Genomic DNA, 335 nt, shown 5'->3' with positions numbered 1-335 from the left:
CAGTTCGGAAAGATCGGGGTGCTGACTCATGAATTCTGTTCAGTAGTTCAAATAAGATTACCTATCTTATCGTCATGAGATTGCTCCCGGATACTGGCCCACATCATCTGTGGAGTACTCGCTATGCAAAAGAATCGTCTTGGATCATCGGATTTTCTGATTTCGCCCATTGGCCTGGGAACCTGGGCCATTGCTGGCACCGGCTGGGAATACAGTTGGGGCGCGCAGGACGACGAGGACAGCCTGGGCGCCCTTGAATATGCCGTCGAGCGTGGTGTGAACTGGATCGATACCGCGGCGGTTTATGGCTTGGGCCACGCCGAACAACTGGTTGG

1 protein-coding gene is annotated in these 335 nt (G+C 53.7%); it reads left to right on the top strand.

All coding sequences use genetic code 11. From position 1 onward, the window contains the following. Positions 1-123: 123 nt before the first annotated feature. Positions 124-335 (top strand): aldo/keto reductase (locus LUU93_RS21930; protein ID WP_232683231.1); only part of this gene is annotated, 212 nt, incomplete at its 3' end.

Origin of the sequence: Flavobacterium soyae (assembly GCF_021245985.1) — a bacterium.
Classification (GTDB): domain Bacteria; phylum Bacteroidota; class Bacteroidia; order Flavobacteriales; family Flavobacteriaceae; genus Flavobacterium; species Flavobacterium soyae.
Note: the sequence above shows the minus strand (reverse complement) of the source record. Positions and strands in the feature narration are given on the sequence as shown.